Annotated in this window: 17 protein-coding genes; 2 read left to right on the top strand and 15 right to left on the bottom strand. The window is 49.8% G+C overall.

Annotated features, from left to right (window positions below):
* Positions 1-3 precede the first annotated feature (3 nt).
* The 3 genes from AB1I49_RS05355 to AB1I49_RS05345 form a co-directional block, all read right to left on the bottom strand.
* Complete coding sequence (locus AB1I49_RS05355) at positions 4-2,214, bottom strand: ATP-dependent helicase (protein ID WP_407721568.1); 2,211 nt, start codon at positions 2,212-2,214, stop codon at positions 4-6.
* Positions 2,215-2,310: 96 nt separating this feature from the next.
* Entirely contained in the window at positions 2,311-2,766 is a 456-nt protein-coding gene (locus AB1I49_RS05350; protein WP_316609202.1) for a DUF4358 domain-containing protein, read from the bottom strand.
* A gap of 60 nt (positions 2,767-2,826) precedes the next feature.
* On the bottom strand, positions 2,827-3,750 hold the full coding sequence (locus tag AB1I49_RS05345; protein WP_316611345.1) for a diacylglycerol/lipid kinase family protein: 924 nt from the start codon (positions 3,748-3,750) through the stop codon (positions 2,827-2,829).
* Positions 3,751-3,928: 178 nt separating this feature from the next.
* Here AB1I49_RS05345 and AB1I49_RS05340 point away from each other — a divergent pair, with 178 nt between their 5' ends.
* Positions 3,929-4,717 carry an alpha/beta hydrolase gene (locus AB1I49_RS05340; RefSeq protein WP_316609205.1) on the top strand — a complete coding sequence of 263 codons (789 nt, stop codon included), beginning with the start codon at positions 3,929-3,931 and terminating at the stop codon, positions 4,715-4,717.
* 55 nt (positions 4,718-4,772) lie between these two features.
* Here the strand turns inward: AB1I49_RS05340 and sigG are convergent, their stop codons facing one another.
* From sigG to AB1I49_RS05325, 3 genes are all read right to left on the bottom strand, one after another.
* Entirely contained in the window at positions 4,773-5,555 is a 783-nt protein-coding gene (sigG, locus tag AB1I49_RS05335) for an RNA polymerase sporulation sigma factor SigG (protein ID WP_316609206.1), read from the bottom strand.
* Between the two features lie 72 nt (positions 5,556-5,627).
* A complete protein-coding gene (locus tag AB1I49_RS05330; protein ID WP_316609207.1) occupies positions 5,628-6,161 on the bottom strand; it encodes a phosphatase PAP2 family protein in 534 nt (177 codons plus the stop codon).
* Between the two features lie 82 nt (positions 6,162-6,243).
* Positions 6,244-6,831 carry a hypothetical protein gene (locus AB1I49_RS05325; RefSeq protein ID WP_407721567.1) on the bottom strand — a complete coding sequence of 196 codons (588 nt, stop codon included), beginning with the start codon at positions 6,829-6,831 and terminating at the stop codon, positions 6,244-6,246.
* A gap of 217 nt (positions 6,832-7,048) precedes the next feature.
* On the opposite strand from AB1I49_RS05325, the gene AB1I49_RS05320 reads away from it, so the two are divergent.
* Positions 7,049-8,512 (top strand): DUF6937 domain-containing protein, encoded by a 1,464-nt coding sequence (locus AB1I49_RS05320; RefSeq protein WP_316611346.1) that lies wholly within the window; start codon positions 7,049-7,051, stop codon positions 8,510-8,512.
* A gap of 60 nt (positions 8,513-8,572) precedes the next feature.
* Here AB1I49_RS05320 and AB1I49_RS05315 read toward each other — a convergent pair whose 3' ends face one another.
* The 9 genes from AB1I49_RS05315 to lgt form a co-directional block, all read right to left on the bottom strand.
* Positions 8,573-9,388: an enhanced serine sensitivity protein SseB gene (locus tag AB1I49_RS05315; RefSeq protein WP_316609211.1), complete on the bottom strand. Its 816-nt coding sequence runs from the start codon at positions 9,386-9,388 to the stop codon at positions 8,573-8,575.
* Positions 9,389-9,391: 3 nt separating this feature from the next.
* Positions 9,392-11,398, bottom strand: coding sequence for a starch-binding protein (locus AB1I49_RS05310; RefSeq protein ID WP_316609212.1), 2,007 nt, complete (start codon positions 11,396-11,398; stop codon positions 9,392-9,394).
* Between the two features lie 122 nt (positions 11,399-11,520).
* Positions 11,521-11,919, bottom strand: coding sequence for a Mini-ribonuclease 3 (locus AB1I49_RS05305; RefSeq protein ID WP_316609214.1), 399 nt, complete (start codon positions 11,917-11,919; stop codon positions 11,521-11,523).
* A 9-nt stretch (positions 11,920-11,928) separates the two neighbouring features.
* Positions 11,929-13,200 carry a GTPase ObgE gene (gene obgE, locus AB1I49_RS05300; RefSeq protein ID WP_316609216.1) on the bottom strand — a complete coding sequence of 424 codons (1,272 nt, stop codon included), beginning with the start codon at positions 13,198-13,200 and terminating at the stop codon, positions 11,929-11,931.
* Between the two features lie 62 nt (positions 13,201-13,262).
* Positions 13,263-13,547, bottom strand: coding sequence for a 50S ribosomal protein L27 (gene rpmA, locus AB1I49_RS05295; RefSeq protein WP_216523004.1), 285 nt, complete (start codon positions 13,545-13,547; stop codon positions 13,263-13,265).
* A 4-nt stretch (positions 13,548-13,551) separates the two neighbouring features.
* The gene (locus AB1I49_RS05290; protein ID WP_316609217.1) at positions 13,552-13,869 is read right to left on the bottom strand and encodes a ribosomal-processing cysteine protease Prp; all 318 of its coding nucleotides are present in this window, start codon (positions 13,867-13,869) and stop codon (positions 13,552-13,554) included.
* Entirely contained in the window at positions 13,869-14,177 is a 309-nt protein-coding gene (gene rplU, locus AB1I49_RS05285) for a 50S ribosomal protein L21 (RefSeq protein WP_316609218.1), read from the bottom strand. The genes AB1I49_RS05290 and rplU overlap by 1 nt, the downstream gene beginning before the upstream one ends.
* A gap of 144 nt (positions 14,178-14,321) precedes the next feature.
* A complete protein-coding gene (gene folD / locus AB1I49_RS05280) occupies positions 14,322-15,176 on the bottom strand; it encodes a bifunctional methylenetetrahydrofolate dehydrogenase/methenyltetrahydrofolate cyclohydrolase FolD (protein ID WP_201428482.1) in 855 nt (284 codons plus the stop codon).
* Positions 15,097-15,987 (bottom strand): prolipoprotein diacylglyceryl transferase, encoded by an 891-nt coding sequence (gene lgt / locus AB1I49_RS05275; protein WP_201428481.1) that lies wholly within the window; start codon positions 15,985-15,987, stop codon positions 15,097-15,099. Before lgt ends, folD begins: the two co-directional genes overlap by 80 nt.

The following is a 15,987-nucleotide window of genomic DNA, read 5'->3' as shown; positions in this document are numbered from 1 at the left end:
CTTCTATATTTTTTCCATCTTACAGAAATTCGCCATCAGCTTTTTGGTGCCTGCCTTGTCAAAGGCGATCTCAAGCAGGGTATCGTTTCCCATCTTCTCGGCGGTCATGATCATGCCCTTGCCGAACAGCTTATGAAGTACAACGTCGCCTACCTTGTAGGTAATGCCCGACTTAGCTGCGGGCGGCTGATACGCTCCTGCCCTCGGCACACCAGCCATCGGCTTTGCGCCCTTACCAACTCCGACGCTGATCTTGCCGCCAGTTCCCGAAGAAGAAAAGGCGGACGAGGTTCTCAGTCTGCCCTCACCTGTACGCTCGACAAGCTCGGACGGAATTTCACCCAAAAAGCGTGAGTCCTTATTGTATGTCGTGGAACCGAAAAGCATTCTGTATTTCGTCTTGGTAAGATATAGCTTTTCCTTGGCGCGTGTTATGCCTACATAGGCAAGTCTGCGTTCCTCGTTGATTTCCTCGGGATTGCTGATTGAGGCGTTTGACGGGAACAAGCCGTCCTCCATGCCCGTAATAAATACAACAGGAAACTCCAGACCCTTAGCGCTGTGGAGAGTCATCATAACACAGGTGTCGGCGTCGGCGTCGTAATTATCGATATCTGTCATAAGAGAGATTTCCTCGAGGAAGTTGGAAAGGTCGGCTTTGTCGCCGTAGTCCTCCTCGAATTTGATGATGTTTGAGGAAAGCTCCTCGATGTTCTCGATGCGCACATCAGCGTTTTCCTTCTCGACGCGGAGATAGTTCTCATAGCCGGTATGCTCGATAATCAGATTGTATAATTCCGCAAGAGAATAATCACCGCTTGCCTCAGCCTCGATCAAGCCGTCAATCAGTCTGACAAATTCCCTGAGCTTTGACGCCGCGCGTGAAAGCTGCGGATAAGCGTCCGCGTCCTTGATTACCGTATAAATGCTCTCGCCGAGGCCTGAAGCGATTTCGGCTGCAACCGCAACGGTTCTGGCGCCGATCGAGCGCTTCGGTACGTTGATGATACGGCTTAGACGGATATCATCATGAGGGTTATTGATTACCTGCAGATAAGCCACCATATCGCGGATTTCCTCGCGGTCGTAGAAGCGGTGACCGCCGATGATGCGGTGAGGAATGCCGCTGCGTGAAAGCGACTGCTCAATGGCGTTCGACTGGGCGTTGGTGCGGTAAAGTATCGCGAAATCGGAGTACTTTCTGCCGTTCGCCACGCCGTCCATAATCGTCTTTGTAACAAAAGCCGCCTCGTCGCGCTCACTGTCACAGGTATGTATATTGATTTTCTCACCCTTTGGGTTCTCCGTCCAGAGCGTCTTGCCCTTGCGGATCGTGTTGTTGGAAATAACTCCGTTGGCGGCGTCGAGGATATTCTGTGTGCTGCGGTAGTTCTGCTCAAGTCTGATAACCCGCGCTCTGCTGAAGGTCTTTTCAAAGGAAAGAATGTTCTCGATCGTAGCGCCGCGGAACTTGTAGATACTCTGGTCGTCGTCGCCGACTACGCAGATATTGCCGTACTTCTGAGCTAACATGGATACGAACCTATACTGCACCTTGTTGGTGTCCTGATACTCGTCAACCATGATATACTTGAACTGGTTCTGATAAAATCCGAGGATCTCGGGCTCCTGCTCAAACAGCTCGACCGCCTTGCAGAGCAAATCATCAAAATCCATGGCGTCAGCCGTTTTCAGACGCGACTGATATATTTCGTAGATTTTGGCGACGAAAACCTTGCGGCTGTCGTACTCCGCGTCCTTCTTCATCTGCTGAGGAGTCAGCATTTTATCCTTCGCCTTCGAAATATCTGACAGCACGCTCCTGACTGGCAGCTGCTTTTCGTCAATCTGAAGCTGCTTCATGATTTCCTTGACAAGCCGCTTCTGGTCGTCGGTCGCGTACACGGTGAAGTGGCTCGAATAACCGAGCCTGTCTCCGTAACGGCGAAGAATACGCGCGCAGGTGGAATGGAAGGTCGCCGCCCAGATATCGGCGCCGCCTTCGGGAACGGTATTGCAGATACGCTCCTTAAGCTCGCCCGCAGCCTTGTTGGTAAAGGTAATTGCCAGGATATTCCACGGCTTGCAGAGTCCCGACCGGAGTATATAGGATATGCGGTTAACGAGAACAGTGGTCTTGCCGGAGCCCGCTCCCGCAAGTATCAGCAGAGGCCCTTCCGTCGCGAAAACCGCCTGCTGCTGCATCTGATTCATAAAAGAAAACTGCTGCTTTAAATCATTTTGCATTATTCTGACTTCGTCCTTGTAAAGTGATAAAAGAAAGGGCGGACAAGCCGCCCCTAAGGTTTCTTATTTAATGCTGTCCTGATACTTCTGGAGAATCTCGGCTGCGTTATCGGCAACGATAAGGCTGACATAATTGCCGTCCTTTGTAACCTTGCAGTTCTTAACCATGTCGAGCTTCTCGGGAGTGTAGGAAGCGTACTGGCTGACAATGGAGTTGTAACGGGCTGCGAGAGCCTTCTCAATCTCGGTTGCAGCGTTGGCATCGGTAGCCTCTACCATGATGATCTCTACAGGCGCGTTGTTGTTGGAATCAATCTCCGCGGCGAACTGCTTTACGCTCTCGGGCTTGATGGAATAGTACTTGGAAAGGTCATCCTTGCTCTCGAGTGTCTTGAGGTTCAGGCTGTAGGTGCTGTTGATGTCGGACATAACCTTGTTAAGGTCGGAACCGCCGCCGCAGCCCGCAAGTACGGACACGCTTATGATTGCAGCGATTACCAGTGCAATAATTCTTTTCATATACGTTTTTCTCCTTTTACAATAATGTACCATTATATTATAGTATATTTTTTTGAGTTGTCAATAACTTTCCGATTTTTTGTGACTAATGTCAACGGATTTCGGAAAAACCAGCCGAATGGCGCGGTGAACGTTTTCAACCGTAACAGGCTGATTTGTCCGCTCGTGCTCGCCGTCAAGCGACCAGTCAATCTCTTCTTCACACTCAAAGGTCACCTTGGATGCGCTGAAAACTGTAATCAGGTCTGAATCGTACCTGCCGCTTAGCACCGCGCGGACAATATCGTTAAACTCAAAAATATTTTTCGGGCGGCGGATAAGCACAACCTCGTGGAGCCCGTCCTGCAGATTGACAAGCTCCTCGTCAAAGCGCATCAGTCCTCCGATTGAGGTTGAGTTGCTGACCGAACCGTAGACATAGTCGTCCTCGTAGGTGTTGCCCTTATCGTCCGAGAGCTTTACATGGTATGATTTGAGATTTACAAGCTCCTTTGTGCCGGTAATCACATAAGCGAGATGTCCGAAGCGCTGCTTGAGGTTGCGCGGAGTCGCGTATGAGCTCTCGGCAAACAACCCGAAGGACGCGACATAGATAAAATACTTCTCGTTGAACCTACCTACGTCGAGCTCCTGAACTACGCCGTGGTTGAGATCGATTATCGACATAAGGATATCCGAGGTAAGTCCCATATTCTTGGAAAAGTCGTTAGTCGTGCCTGTTGGGATATAGCCTATCGCGGGACGGTTTTGGAGCGGAGCCACTCCGTTTACAACCTCGCCGAGAGTGCCGTCACCTCCGCAGCAGACAATCAGATCGATGTTCTCGCCGTACTCGCGCGCAAAATTCATCGCGTCATTTTTGCGTTTCGTCATCAACGTAGTTGTCTCAATTCTCTTTTTCTTTAATACCAACAGTATATCGTCGATGTATTCACTTATCATCGTTCGTCCCGAAACGGGATTGACAATCAGTATTGCTTTCATGTTCAGGCTCCGGAATTTTTTTATGCAATAATATCCATTAACTTGATGATATCATAACCTCAGTAATTTTTCAAGAATAAATTAATAGGTTGCAAGGTCAATTTCTTCTTGAAAAACGCCACTCTGTATGAGATAATATTATTAACAAACCGATTTTTCGGCGCTACGGAGGTAAAGTATGATTAAGGAGCAATTCACCGATTTATTTCTTCCCTACCCTGACCACGGCGACCGTCTGGTTCGCGTTTTCGTTCCCGAGCATGAGGAAAATGAAACCCTGCCCGTAATCTACATGACGGACGGACAAAACCTCTTTGATGAAAAAACCGCTGTCTGGGGCTGCTGGAAAATCCCTGAAACCATCAGAGCCGAAATCAAAAACAGCGGCAAAACTGCCGTTATTGTTGGAATATTCAATGATTCACACCTTCGCGACAGCGAGCTCACCCCGAAAAGCATCGGAGAAATTATCTGTCCCGAAAAACTGCCCGATCTCACAACTCCTCAGGGTGAGATTTTTGACGGATTCATCGTCAATACCGTCATGCCGGCTGTGGAAGAAAAATTCCCCGTAAAGCGCTCAAGAACCGACACCGCAATCTGCGGAAGCTCCTCGGGCGGACTGCAGGCGTTTTTTACAGCACTCTCCCACCCTGATTTATTCTGTGCCACAGGCGTCCTCTCTCCCGCTTTTCTGCTTTACTCTGAGGAGGATATGAAAAGCTGGATATACTCAAAGCTGAACGAATGCCTTCCGTATCTGTATATCTACACGGGCGCAGGCGACGAGCTTGAGATGAATGTTTTTGAAAGCGTCGAGAAAACCTACGAGATCCTGACGGAATGCTATCCGTTTGACAAGCTGAACGAGGTTGTGCTGTTTGAAGAAAAGCACCATGAATCCGCCTGGGAACGGATTTTCGGAGATTTTCTTCACACCTTCCTTGAGCGGCGCGCGGACTTTTAGCCTTAATAAATACTCAAGCTCCTCATTTTTGCAGACCGGAAAATGAGGAGCTTTTTCATATGCTTTTTTTGATGGTATCTAGCGCGCTTTTCTCAATTCTGCTGACCTGAGCCTGGGATATTCCGATTTCGGAAGCGACCTCCATCTGGGTTTTTCCCTTGAAAAACCTCAGACCGAGAATGCGCTTTTCCCTGTCGGAAAGGCTTTTTATCGCGTCCTTTATTGCAAGCTCCTCAAGCCACGCGGAATCATCGCCCGTATCGCTTATCTGATCCATGACATACACTGTGTCCGCACCGTCGGAAAAAACCGGCTCGTAGAGGGATACCGGCTCGACAATCGCCTCCAGAGCGAGCACAACGTCCTCTCTCGGAACTCCCATACGGCGCGCTATTTCGTCCATGCTCGGCTCACGGTTTTGCTCGGCAGTCAGCTTCTCCTTTATCTGCATGGCTTTATAGGCGGTATCACGCATTGACCGCGAAACGCGCACACTGTTGTTGTCGCGAAGGTAGCGCCTGAGCTCTCCGAGAATCATCGGCACTCCGTAGGTGCTGAACTTGACGTCCAGCTTAGGGTCAAAATTGTTTATCGCCTTTATAAGACCTATTACTCCAACCTGAAAAAGGTCGTCAAGCTCCTCGCCGCGGTTGCGGAAACGGTGAATAACGCTTAAAACCAGCCGCAGATTGCCCTCTATCATCTCATCGCGCGCACGCTTAGCCGCCTTTTTGTCACCGCCGCGGATAATTTGCATAAGCTCTCGCTTGCGTTCCTCGCTTAGCACCTTCAGCTCTGAGGTATTAACACCGCAGATTTCAACCTTTCCGTACTGCAAAAAATCGCCCCCGACAATAGTTCTATAATAGAATTATTGCCACGGGGCGTTTGGTTATTCACATATAAGATTTTAATACAGACCGATTGCCGCGAAAAACAGAACAGAGAGCATTCCGCAGCTCGTACCGAGAAGCACTCCCGCGATTACGTCGGTAAGATAATGTACACGGAGATATATGCGCGAGAAGCTGATAAGCGAAGCCAGTATTATTATCGGCACAAAAGTAATGACCTGGCAGCGCAGCACCGAAACGCCGACCATCGCGAACGATGCGGTGGTATGACCCGACGGGAAGGAATAAAACCTCGGACGGTTAATGAGCTGTTCGTCGTCATCGAGGCTGTGGCAAGGTCTGATGCGCTTTACAACATGCTTGATCAAGCCCTCGCCCATTACATGCGCGAACGCGAGAGCTACAACGAAATTGAAGCCTGTCGCGCGCCATTCGGGACGGATAAGAAAAGGAAGCGTGATAAGCCACCATATAATGCCTACGTTGGCGGAACGCGAAGCTGTTTTCATTATTATATTCAGCGACGGACAATGAAGCCTGCTGATATTGTTGAGCACCTTATAGTCAAGGCTTTTGATTCTGGCAAACATAGTTCATTACTCCCGATAGCCAATTCAAAACTCTGATAATACAATTATAACACTTATTTCACGGTTTGCATAGTGGGATTTTTTACCAATCATCATCCATGTCGGAATCCAAATTGCTGTATTCCTGATGGTTCTGTCCATTGTCACGGTTCCACATATCGCCGTCCTGCTCAGTCAGACCGGCGTTTGGGTCATAGTATTCGCTGTCACGGAAATCCGAGACATCAGACGAACCGTTATTAATCTGACCCTCATAATAATTGTCGTAATGATCGAGAAAATCATCACTTGGATCTGCGAGAATCCAGCCAAGCGCCGGGTCATACTCGTACCAGTTTCCGCCCTGATTATAATAAACCGTATTATTGTAGTTGTAGTAACCCAAATCCTTATTATAATTCATCGGCTTGCTGCACAATTTTGAGCCGCCAAGACAGGTAGATAAGGTAACAAGCAAAAGAGCTATTGACAAAACAGCAATGACAACTGTCGAAAGGGTAACATACCGCTGCCTTTTTACCGACGGATTAGAGCTGCGGACAAGGCTGTCAAATTCGTCCGACGCGGCTTTTACTTTGTCCTCAGGAAAAGACGCTGGAATTCCGCACACAGGACAAGCGCGATCTGTTTCATTCAGGTAATTACCGCAGTTTTCACATTGCCGCCTCATCAGCCCACCTCGCTCCACTGATTATAATTACATATAATATATTATACCCGAAAATATCCCTGATGTCAACAATCTGCGGAATAGCGGTTACAACATCTTAAATAATATTTTTTCACTTTTCGTTGCAAATCTATTATTTTTATGATAATATAATATTAACCTTTTTAAACTTTTTTCGTCTGAATATCAGTATGAATACGGGAAAGAGAGGAAAATCATGAACGACAAAAGCAAACGCATATTCGGAAACGAAATCAGCAAAGCGGATTACAGAAAAGCGCTCAGAACCAAACAAAAATACACGAAAAAATACGGCGATGACAGCAGCAGCGACTACTCTGTAAAGCTGCTGCCAAACTCAACGCTTCACGACTCCCTCGGTGTGTACGACATCAGAGTCAACGAAGGAAAAAGCAATGAGCCTTTTGACCTTGAAAAGGGAATTATCGTTGGCAACATCCGCATGGGCTTCGGTCATTACCGCATCTCAATCGCAATGGCGTCTGCCGCTCAAGCGCTCGGATATACCCCGTACTGGATGGATCTGAACTCATTCTCGGAAACCACCTGCACAAAGGTCATCGGCGCTCAGAACGACCTCTATTCCCTCGGCTCCAGAATATCGCAAAAAAGCCGCGCATTCAACAAGGCGGTCTGGGAGCCTATGAACTACGAGGGCTTCCGCCAGCTCAGCTACAACTCGTCAGACCAGAAAAACGCCGAGCTGATGGCGGCGGTTTTCAAAAATATCCCTAAAGATCTGCCGATAATCGGAACTCATGTCTGGCCTGCTCAGGCGGCTATCCACGCCGGAATGCAATATGTTGTCAACGCTATCCCCGATAACTGGCCGATGGCATTGCACCTTGCCGAGGGAAGCGTTCATACCGTTCAGACGCATCAGGCATATATGGGCTACAGAATACTCAACGGCATGCGAAAAAAGGAAGTCCTTAAGCCGATGCCCGCAGACAGCCTGGTCTATACGGGACACTATATCGACCACGAGCTTGTCGCAAACCTCGAGGACGACTGCCGAAAACGCCTCATGCGAAAGAGCCAGAACAAGCCGATGCGGTTCCTGCTTACTATCGGCGGAGCAGGCGCACAAAGAGAGCTGTTCGGCGCGGTAATCAAGCACCTGATGCCGTATGTGCGCCGCAGGAAAGCGGTTATTTATGTTAATGTCGGCGACTACAAGCAGGTCTGGGAAGAACTGCTGAAAGAAACCAAATACCTTGATGTTGCAAGCAAAACCCATTTCGGCAACTGGGAGGACACAAAGCAATTCGCGGAAAAGGCGATTGACGGCGATGTTTACGGCATTCACGCGTTCTGGCACGAAAACATCTTCGAGGCGGTTTACTGCACAAATCTGCTGATGCGTTCGGCTGACGTTCTGCTCACCAAGCCGAGTGAGCTGGCGTTCTACCCCATTCCAAAGCTGTTTCTAAAGAGAATCGGCGGCCATGAAAAATGGGGCGCAATCCACTCCGCGGAAATGGGCGACGGTACTCTCGAGTGCACGGATATCCCACACACCTTGCAGATGATTGATATGTTCCTGGGTGAAAAGGAGCTGCTGACTCAGATGTGCGAGGCAATTCAAATCAACAACTCCATCGGGCTGTACAACGGCGCGTACAAGGCTGTTGAGATCGCGATGGGTATGAAGAAATAAGGTTTAATCATAAAACAATCGGAGGCTTTCGCAGCATAACCGCGAAAGCCTCTTTTGTATTTAATCTTCTTCCTTTTTGATGTAGAACGGCTCAATACCTTTGACTGCATTTCTCGCGAACTCCATCGAGAACGGCATCATGGAGAGCTGGATCTCATCGTCGAGGTATGGCTGAGCTACCTCTGAAATACTCTCAAATACCTGCTGGGTGTTGCCGACAAAGTCAACAACGATGAAGTAGCTGAGCTGACCGTCCTGCTCAATCATTCGCAGGAAAGCGGCGTTAACGCCCGGCTCTGTGCTGAAATGGTTGATCAGCGCCGCCATCATATCAATCGGGTACTCCTTCGGTTCGCCGAGCTTGATTTGCGAGCCATTTTTGAGGGTGTTGTTCTCCATTCTCATGTAATCTCTCTGCTGCTTGATGGAGATGACCATGTTCTTGGGGAAGGTCACGCTCTTGCCAAAGGGATTGATAACAAAGCCGAGAACATTGGACTTCGGATCCATAACCATGTGGGCAATGCTGTCAAAGTCGGTGACTACCTTCTGAGCTTCCTCGTTGCCCTTCCATCTGTAAAGCTCCTCGATGTCAGTGAATACGCCGAAGAACTTTTCCTTCTTGGTATTTTCAAGAAGTCTGAACTGAACCTGCGTCTGATTATTCATAACGGTTCTTCCGTTCGTTGTGCTCGCACTCGGTATCTGTGTTACGCGTGCAGGCAGGATAAACTTGGCTTCAATCACCTTGTTGATCATATTGTCGATGTTCTGCTTGCTGCCCTCAGCCTGCATCGCCTCGATTGCTTCCTTTAACTCGGGGTTGGTTATATCCTCCGCGGGGATCTTGCTTCCCTCTACCTTCATCTCACTCATGTGTTAGTCCTCCTTGACGCTGTATGTTTTGTCCGCCTCAACCTTAAGTCCCTTGCCCTCGGGATACTGCACACTGTCTGTGTAGTCGCCGTCGTTGAAGATAATCAGCGGACTGTTCCAATTTCTTTCAATAGTATAGCTGTATTTGCCGTCGTCTTCCTTGGTCATTTCCTTGCCCGGCCATACCTTGTTTTCATTTTCGTCTACGTCGTAAATATAGGCGTAAACCTCGTCGCCCCAGCTTTCAGGCTTTTCAAAGTACACCTTGGCGCCCTTGTCGATTTTATACTCCTCACGGAAGGTGATTTCGATACGCTCGTAGGTGGGCAGACCTTTCTCGTTTTCCGCGGAAAGCTCAACAACAGCTACCTCGCCTTCTGCGGGCTTTTTCACTGTCAACTTGTCGCCGTCCTTATACGACTTGCTCTCGCCGTTGTAGGTATAGGTACCTGTTTCGGCGTTCTCAAGTGTCAGTGTAAGCTCAGTGCTTTCGCCGCCGACAACAAACGAGGTGCCCTCGGCAACGCCTGTGTTCGCGCACGGAGCGTATTCGGTGTAACCGTCGTTATAAAGCACCACAACGGAGTTTTCGGGAAGCTTGCTCTCGCAGCTTAGCTTGCCGCCCTTGACGGTGTATTCGGTCTTGCCGTCAACTCGATCGGTATAGGTGCCGTCAGCGAGGTTTGTGTCAAAATTCACCTCAGCCTCACCCGAGGTATTTACAAGCACAACGCCTTTCTTTCCGCGCTCAATCATCAGAACAGTTGAGTCGAAGTTCGGATTGACAAGGTTCTCCTCCTCACCCTTCATCGCGGTTCTGAAGAAGTTGACAGCGGATACGCGCTTGTCCTTGTACATATCGTCGCCCTGCGCGCCGATGCGGTTCATGCCCCAGATATTCTCCCATGAGCTCATGTAGGGACGTGAGAAAAACAGCGGAGTGCCGTCCTTTCGCGCGGTGATGATAGCCCAACCGAGAATTACGTGGTCGTTGTCGAGCGACTGCCACGAGCTGTCGTTGATGTAGTTATCGTGCGACTCTACCCAGGTTACAATCTTGGAAGGGTCGGATTTGCCGATCCAGTAATCGGAAACAGACGAGGTATCGATAAAGTTGCCCGATACCGCGCCGCGAATCTTGCCGCCGTAGGTGCTCGCGGTAGTTCTGCCGATTGTGTCGATATAAACATCGAGCCTGTCGTTGCCGCCCTGCAAGACCTCGCCGTAAATAAACATATTGTCGGCGTTGTCGATCTCTGTTACCGCGCGCTCCCAGAAATTGTTCTCGAAGCCGTCGTCCTCCTTCGGGTCGTCGGGCAGACCGATGTGCTTGGCAGTGTCGTAGCGGAAGCCGTCGGCGCCGCAGGAAATACAGTCATTGATAAACTCGAGGAAATAATCCTGGAAGGACGGACGCTCGGTATTGATGTCGGGCAAGCCGCCCATCTTCGCTGTAGTACACTCAAGTCTGTCGTCCCAATTGTTTATGTCCTTGTCGTTGTTCTTGTGAAAAAGCGTTTCAAAGCTGCCGCCGCCAGCCTTTACGAGGTCATCGGCGACCTTGTCAAGCTGAGGTGTAGTGTGGTTCGCGATAACGTCCACCAGAACCTTTACACCGTACTTGTCGGCTTCCTGACACATCTCCGTAAATTCTTCGCGCGAGCCGAGCTGGTAGTTGCCGATTTTGAAATCGGTCGGCTGATAGTGGTAGTACCACTTGCCGTCGCCGTACAGCTCCATGCCGCCGTCCTCTCCCTCAAGACATGCATTGATCGGAGAGGTCTGCACCGCTGTAAAACCTGCAGCAGCGATGTCAGCCATTGATTTTTTGATCGTGTTGAAATCCCAGCTGAACGCCTGCAGAATCGCTCCGTCAGCTACCTTATCGGCGAGCTTGAAGCTTCCGCTCTGCGCCTGCTGCTCATTTCCCTTTTGACAGCCCGCAAATGCTGCCGCCGTACCCGCGAGAATAAGCGCGGCAAACGCCGAAGCTATAATTCTTTTATGCAAAAATAATCACCATCTTTCTTTATATTATCAATACAAATAATAGTATAACATAAATGATGATAATTTGAAATAGTATTTTAGCATTTTTATACAAGAAATTTTCTGTAAAAAATCAGGGCTGCCTACTGACAGTCCTGATTTTCTATAATTAATGAAAATAATTCGTTTATGCGTTCCTGCTCTCCATTGATGTGAAGATATCCGAACAGCGCCTCCAAACCTGTCGCGCTGTGGTAGTCGGCAAGGGTACCGTGCTTTGAAGCGGACTTCGGAGCGGCGTTTCTGCCGCGCTTATATACCGCCTGCTCGCGTTCACTCAGGCACGGCATTAAATCTTTGGCAAAAGCAGCCTGACTTTCGCAGTTTACGAGCGATACCTTGATTTTATTAAGCTCACCGACGGGTCGGTTCGCCTTTCGGACAAGGTAGTCGCGGACAAGCAGATCATATACCCCATCGCCGATAAATGCGAGCGTCAGCGGAGAATACCCGTCAGCTGCGGTGCGTTTTATCTCTTCCATAGGCGCTCCTTAGTCGGTGAAGTCAAATTCGATATCGTAAATCGAAACGGTGTCGCCGTCTGTGCAGCCGTGCTCGCGCAGGGCGTCGATTACACCGCCGTTGACAAGAACCTTCTGGAAATAATTAAGGCTCTCGTAGTCGTCAAAGTTGATGCCGCGCATAACCTGAAGCAGCCAGTCGGCTTCGACAACAAAGATACCGTTGTCGTTGCGGATAGAAACGGTGTGATCCTCAAAGTCCTCGACAGCGAGAACAGGTGCGGGTTCAGCCTCATATCGGGTAATCGGCGGAAGCTGTGAGAGCATTTCCTGAATCTTCTTCAACAGCGGATCGACGTCGTAACGAATAGCCGCCATGATCGGGAAGAAATCGTAGCCCTCGGAATTGACGAACTGCTTGAATTCCTCGATCTGTTCATCGGTCGCCATGTCGCACTTATTTCCCGCAACAATCATCGGGCGCCGAGCAAGCTCGGGATTGAACTTTTCAAGCTCGGAATTGATGGTCTTGAAGTCCTCAATCGGATCTCTGCCCTCGCTGCCCGAAACGTCGACGATATGGACGAGCATACGGCAGCGCTCCACGTGGCGCAAGAACTGATGACCGAGACCTGTACCCTGCCACGCGCCCTCGATAAGACCGGGAATATCAGCCATTACGAAGCTCGAGCCCTCGCCCATTGACACTACGCCGAGAACGGGAGTGATAGTGGTGAAATGATAGTTGCCTATTTCGGGCTTTGCCTGTGAAACGACGGAGATGAGCGTGCTCTTTCCGACATTAGGAAAGCCTACCAGACCGACGTCTGCAAGCAGCTTGAGCTCGAGCACGACGTCGAACTCCTCTCCGGGCAGACCCGGCTTTGCAAAGCGCGGTACCTGACGGACGGGAGTAGCGAAATGCGGATTCCCCCAGCCGCCCTTGCCGCCCTTTGCGACGACGTGCGGCTCGTTGTCGGAGATATCCGCGAGAATACGGTTGGTGCTTTCCTCCTTGACGAGGGTGCCCATAGGCACGCGGATAATCAGATCCTCGGCGTTTTTGCCGCGGCAACGTCCGCCTCTGCCGTTCTCTCCGCGAGGCGCGGTGTACTTGCGCTTATAGCGGAAATCGGCGAGCGTGCTGAGGTTGGTATCGGCAAGAAATACAATGTCGCCGCCCTTGCCGCCGTCGCCGCCGTCGGGACCGCCCGCGGCAACGTATTTTTCACGGTGAAACGCAACAGCACCGTCGCCGCCGTCACCCGCCTTGATTTTGATGTGAGCTTTATCTACAAACATAATTTACCTCAAAAAATAAGCTCTCTCAAAATGCGCTTTTGAGAGAGCCAACTAAGCTGCTATTACTGCTCAACAGGATAAACGCTTGCGCGCTTTCTGTCCTTGCCAACGCGCTCAAATCTGAGAACGCCGTCAATCTTAGCAAACAGTGTATCGTCAGAGCCCTTGCCTACGTTGGCACCGGGATGAATGTGGGTACCTCTCTGCTTTACGAGAATGTTGCCCGCGAGAACCTTCTGACCGTCTGCGCGCTTTACGCCGAGACGCTTTGACTCACTGTCACGGCCGTTCTTTGTAGAACCCATTCCCTTTTTGTGAGCGAATAACTGAATGTTTATCTTAAGCATTACCTTACACCTCCGAAATTTTAACTTTAATATAATCTTGATATTGCTCCGAAAGAGCGTTTAGATGGAGCAGAAAGCCGTTGAGGACTACCTCAGCCGCCTTTGCGTCCTTCGGTGACAGGCTGACCTTCATCAGTCCGTCCTGTTCGGTAATTTCAGCCGCTAAGGACTGAACGTCGGTTAAAGTATTCGCCGTCATATACGCCGCGGAGCTGACCGCCGCGCAGATGATATCGCTGCCCTCTTCGGAATAATCCGAATGACCGCTTATCTCAAAACCTTGAATCACCTTATCCGTTACCGTGAAGATTGCTTCAATCATTATGCCTCGATAGAAGTAATCTTAACCTGTGTGTAAGGCTGTCTGTGACCCTTAGCTCTCTTCTCGCCCTTCTTAGGCTTGTAGGTGGCCACTCTGATCTTCTTGCCCTTACCGTTCTTAAGAACCTCTGCTGTAACCTTTGCACCCTCTACGAAGGGAGTGCCAACCTTAACGCCGTCGTCTGTGCCGACTGCTACTACGTCGAAGGTTACGGTGTCGTTTGCTTCAGCTTCAAGCTTCTCTACGAAGATTACCTCGTCGTTGGTAACCTTGTACTGCTTGCCGCCTGTCTGAATTACTGCGTACATAGTTTCAATCCTTTACAATGGGCTCGCTATCTGTGGGTGCATAATGTCTTGCGGGATAAGCGCACTTATACCCTACCCACAATATGCGGCTTATATACTATAACACAAAACAAGATATATGTCAAGTATCAATATTTATTTCTTTTATTCGATATTATTCTGGAGCTTGCAGGCTTTGAGAGTATTCTTCATCAGTGTCGAAATTGTCATCGGGCCTACGCCTCCGGGTACGGGTGTGATGAACGAGCACTTGTCCTTGACGTTCTCAAAATCAACATCGCCGCAGAGCTTTCCGTTTTCATCTCTGTCCATACCGACGTCGATCACTACCGCGCCGTCCTTGACCATGTCGGCCTTGACAAACTTCGGGATTCCCACCGCAGCGACAAGAATATCGGCGCGTCTGCAAACCTCGGCGAGATTCTTTGTACGGCTGTGACAGATGGTTACTGTGCCGTTCTCGTGGAGCAAAAGCATTCCCATTGGCTTGCCGACGATATTGCTTCTGCCGATGACAACGCACTCCTTCCCCTCGACGGGAATGTCATAGGAGTGGAGCATTTCCATTACGCCCGCGGGTGTGCAGGGCAGGAAATCGTACTCGCCGAGCATGATTTTGCCGACGTTCACCGCATGAAAAGCATCGACGTCCTTTTTGGGATCAATCGCCTCTATAACCGCCTTGTCATCGAGGTGCTTCGGCAGCGGAAGCTGTACGAGAATGCCGTTGATGTCCTCTTTGGTGTTGAGGGTCTTTACAAGGTCGAGCAGCTCCTCCTGGGTCGTTTTGGCAGGCAGAGCGTACTCCTCGGACTTGAAGCCGACAACCTCGCAGGCTTTTTTCTTGTTATTAACATACACTCTGGAGGCGGGGTCGTCGCCGACGATTACAACCGCCAAGCCCGGGGTGATGTTGTAATCATTTTTCAGCTGAAGCGTCTGCTGTCTGACTCTCTCCTTTACCTCTGCCGATACCTTTTTGCCGTCTATAATCTGCATAGAATGGTTCCTCCTTGTGTCTGTTGATAATTAAAATGACGATTCCTGTTACAAATAGCGCGAATGAAAGCACCTGCGATACCCTGATATCCATGCCGAATACCCGGAACGGAAGATAAAGGCTGTCGGTGCGGAGTCCTTCGACGAACATACGCTCAAAGCCGTACCAGACGAGGTACATGAAGAATATCTCTCCCGCGTAGCGCTGGCGGTACTTGCTGTAGAGGTGCAGAAGCAGCGCGCCGAGCAGGCACCAGAGCGATTCGTAGAGAAAACACGGGTGAACTGGCTGATTGAGAGTGCCCTCGCTCATCATAGCCCACGGCAGGTTGGTCACGGTGCCGTAAGCCTCCTGGTTGAAGAAGTTACCCCAGCGGCCGAGTCCCTGACCGATAAGAAAGCCAATCATAACAACATCGAGAATCGGCAAAAAACGCATCTTCTGGATTTTCGCGACGACAAGTCCGCCCGCTATCGCGCCGATTATGCCTCCGTATATCGCCAAGCCGCCCTCGTGAATATAAAATATCTCTATCGGGTGTGTGAAATAATAATCCCACTTGAAAATGCAGAAATACAGTCTTGCGCCGATTATTCCGGTAACAAGTCCGACAAAAACACAGTTCATCAGCTTGTTGAAATTGAGCTGAAAACGCGGAGCTGTCTTGTAGGCGTAGAGAATCGCGAGCATAAGTCCCGTCGCTATTATCAGGCCGTACCAATAGACCTTGAAAGAACCCAGCGAAATCGCCACACGGCTGATGTCAAACTCCCAGCCGAGGTTCGGAAACTGAACGTGAAAATTTTCCAT

The sequence above is a fragment of the Ruminococcus sp. NATIVEDY160 genome, assembly GCF_045819885.1.
GTDB lineage: Bacteria > Bacillota > Clostridia > Oscillospirales > Acutalibacteraceae > Ruminococcoides.
The sequence above is the reverse complement of the archived record's forward strand: the minus strand, read 5'-3'. Positions and strand labels throughout refer to the sequence as shown.